This is a genomic window from Roseibium sp. (assembly GCF_025698965.1).
Taxonomy (GTDB): Bacteria; Pseudomonadota; Alphaproteobacteria; order Rhizobiales; family Stappiaceae; genus Roseibium.
In genome coordinates, this window is record NZ_JAILWL010000625.1 from 1 (window position 1) to 3,029 (window position 3,029).

Sequence of the window (3,029 nt, forward strand, 5' to 3'; positions counted from 1 at the left end):
TGGCACGGTCACTCTGCGCGATGGTACTGAGCTGACCGGAGAACACGTGGTGGTCACTGCGGGTGCGTGGACGCTTGGCCTGTTTCCGAAGCTGGATGTCAGCCTGACAACTTACCGGACGGCGGTAGTCTATCTGACGCCACCTGCGGATCTGCGCGAAAGCTGGGAAAACGCGCCGGCAATTCTTGATCCGGGCGGACCTGTTGACGGATACATCCTGCCTCCGGTCACAGGGACGGGTCTGAAATTTGGAGCCGGTATTCACAAATACAAGGCTGCTCCGGATCAAGACCGGACTGCCAAGCCGGATGAAGGAGAGACACTTCGCAACTACTTTTCGCCGCCCATTGCCCGGATCGGGGAGTACCGGGTGGACGATGTGGTGACGTGTGCCTACACGTTTACATCCGATGAACATTTCTTTGTCAGGACCGAGAGCAAGGCGACTGTTGTCTCGGCTTGTTCCGGTCATGGCTACAAGTTTGGTGCAGTTGTCGGTCAAAAACTCGCAGCAAGTATCTTGGATGGAAACATGACCAGCGCGCAGACCTGGCTTGAAGCACGCGATTGACTGCGGGGCAGTTTGAATTGAGAAACGAAATATCGCCCAGCGTTTCCACCGGGCGATATCTCAAGATGGTTAGAAAAAAAGGCTAGGTTTAAAAATCGCAGACAGCGGGCCTCAAATACGACGAGGCAAACAATACCCGTCAAGGATAGCCAAAGAGCAATTGAGCGCCATGGCAAAATTCTGGCAAAAATTGGTAAAAATCGTGACGCGCATTTTGCAGGCTGCCACAATCGACTTCAGAGCGAAGAGTTTCGAACCTGTTCCACCTTGTTTTCCAACAACTTCATCTGGAGTTGATTTCCGCAAACCTGAATATTCTTCAAGGCATCATCAAGGTATCCAAGACAGGTTTCGACGAGGTCTTCTGAAGGTGTTGAAACACGAATTTCGTGCAATACGCTTTCGGCTTGGTATTCGCGCACGCAGGCTCTTGCCCAATGGAACTTGCCGAGTTTCCGGTCCAGAAGCGAAATGGCATCTGCCAGAGTAGTCTGAGCCGTATCGAGATCACCTTTTACAAGATGCCACTTTGCCAGATAGGCGCGACAAAGAGCCTGAAATTCCGTGAATCTGTCTCCGTCCCTGTCACTCATCTCGACAGCTCTTTGAAGTGCAATGCGGTCTCGAGCAAGAGCCTGGCCGGTTTGCAGACACAGCCGGCTATGGTTCTGCCGGATCATGATGCCCATGGGCATTCTTTCTTCGCAGCTTTCCTGGCTGTCTTCGGCCAATGAGTTCGCCTCCGATTGCATATCGAGAAGCTGCTCGATTGGCACGTCGAAAAAGACCTCGTTGAAACGGCGCTGCAAATGCAACTGGACTGCTTTGAGAAGGCGCGTTGTCTTTTTCGGCTCAGCAGGCAAGTGGCTTGATTTTACAGCAAAACGGAAAAGATCAGCGTCCGCTGTCTGATACGCGACGTAGCACAAGGCGGTCATGAGATCGATGAGCTGTTCTTCGGCTCGATCGGAACTCAGGTGGTACAGGTCATTGTGCAGCCCTTGTACAAGAATTCTGCCATTGCGCTTGGCTCCTGAAAAATCGCCGGCTGACCTGGGTGTGCGGATCGCACGTCTGATGACCTCCCGAAACACTGTGCAATCAGCAAAGTCTTCGCATCGAATGTCCAGATCGGCAGCCAGACCTTTGAGTGCGCCGGCAAGGTCCTCCGGCTCCTTTTCGGAAACAGGCTTTGCCCTGGAGCGTTTGATCGAGGAACGATAACTGGTGTAAAGGTCCTTGAGGTGGTCTTCCTGTGCCGGGTCTTCGCACAATGCCTTGCATAGAAGCCGGAATTTTCCGGGAGTAAGACGTGCGGAGCCCTTGACGATCTTTGCCCAGTGGCTGGCGTCGATTTCGCTCAAGGAATGCAGAAAATCCCAGCGGCCGAGATCTTTTTTGAATGCCTGTTCATTGATCAGACCGTCAATAGCTGCAATTACATCCGATCTCTCATCCCGTTTGGACGAAGACCTTGCAATGGTGCTGTTAAAGTCTTTCAAAGGTTGAACCACAGGATTCCCCGGATCGCACTTTCAGTTTCGATTTTTACTCTAGCAATTTTGAAGAAATTGTAGAGCCAAATTTCCGAGTTAACGTAAATGTGTAGAGCAAGTTATCTTTTTACAGAGTGTCGCTTCTTAAACGAAGACAGAGACTTCGAGGTTGTGCGTTAGCCACTTTCTTCCAATGAGCTGTTCAATTCCAGTAGCTTGCCGACCTTGAACAAGTTGCAGATCAAGTACCTGTTTTCTGCCGTCAGACCGTTCTGCATTTTCCGATAGTCTGTCGACAGAACCCATAGCTGAACAGGAATGTCTTTTTCCAAGGGAAAATCTGCAAATTCCTGTCGCAACTTTTTTGTCTCACCTCGGGAAGCCGTGTTCCGATACGTTCGGATGCAATCGACGCTTCAAAGGAAAGGGGAAATCGTGCCGGTAGAGATCAGAAGTCTGACGGGTGAAGAGCTAAAAGCAGTGCTGGACGATCTCGCCCGGCTGCGGATCTCAGTCTTTAGAGACTGGCCTTACCTGTATGAAGGTTCGATGGAATATGAAGCCAGGTACTTGCAACGCTACGCTGAAACGCAAGGGGCCGTGGTTGTCGGGGCCTATGATGGAGACAGGCTGGTCGGTGCGTCGACCGGCGAGCCTCTGGGAGGGGAATACGAGGCTTTCAAGGGACCGCTTGAAGAACGCGGATACAATCCTGCAAATATATTCTATCTGGCTGAATCCGTGCTTGATCCTTCTTATCGCGGTCAGGGCATCGGTCATCGTTTTTTTGATGAGCGCGAAGCTCATGCCAGAAGGCTAGGGTATGGTGCGACAGCTTTCTGTGCGGTTATTCGTCCCGACGACCACCCAATGAAGCCCGTCGACTATCGTCCGTTGGACCCATTCTGGCGCAAACGTGGTTATGAGAAGCTCCACAACGTAATTGTAACCTTCCCATGGCA

General features: G+C 51.6%; 3 protein-coding genes. 2 read left to right on the forward strand and 1 reads right to left on the reverse strand.

The window, feature by feature from the left end:
- Positions 1–571 (forward strand): FAD-dependent oxidoreductase (locus tag K5905_RS30690; RefSeq protein WP_297591517.1); only part of this gene is annotated, 571 nt, incomplete at its 5' end.
- A 236-nt stretch (positions 572–807) separates the two neighbouring features.
- Here the strand turns inward: K5905_RS30690 and K5905_RS30695 are convergent.
- A complete protein-coding gene (locus tag K5905_RS30695) occupies positions 808–2,085 on the reverse strand; it encodes a hypothetical protein (RefSeq protein ID WP_297591518.1) in 1,278 nt (425 codons plus the stop codon).
- Between the two features lie 384 nt (positions 2,086–2,469).
- On the opposite strand from K5905_RS30695, the gene K5905_RS30700 reads away from it, so the two are divergent.
- A partial coding sequence (locus K5905_RS30700) for a GNAT family N-acetyltransferase (protein ID WP_297591519.1) occupies positions 2,470–3,029 on the forward strand: 560 nt, incomplete at its 3' end.